This is a genomic window from Mesorhizobium sp., from assembly GCF_004962925.1.
Classification (GTDB): Bacteria; Pseudomonadota; Alphaproteobacteria; order Rhizobiales; family Rhizobiaceae; genus Mesorhizobium.
This window is the reverse complement of sequence record NZ_SUEO01000206.1, coordinates 1-295: the sequence shown is the minus strand read 5'-3', so window position 1 is coordinate 295 and position 295 is coordinate 1. Positions and strand designations below refer to the sequence as shown.

The window sequence follows — 295 nt, the reverse complement described above, 5'->3', positions numbered from 1 at the left end:
GGCGGCGCGCTCGACCCGCGCCCGGCGATCGGAGCGCCGGTCGAAGGCGTCAAAAGCAAATTCATTCCCGCCAGCGAACGAGGCTGACCATGTGCACACTTGCCCTTATCGGCACGGCTCTTTCGGTCGGCGGCGCGCTGGTCGAGGGCCAGCAGTCGAAGCAGATGGCTGACTATCAGGCCAAGGCTTATGAGCAACAAGCGCGGGCCGATGCGCAAAGCGCGACCTTCGAACAGGGCCAGGAGCGTCACAAGCAGGACCTCTTGCTGTCGCAGGCGCGCGCCCAGGCGGGTGC

The 295-nt window shown here is 66.4% G+C and carries 1 pseudogene; it reads left to right on the top strand.

Going from position 1 to position 295, the window contains the following annotated elements:
• Window positions 1-89: 89 nt before the first annotated feature.
• Window positions 90-295: pseudogene (locus E5W87_RS28755) on the top strand (hypothetical protein); the annotation flags it as partial.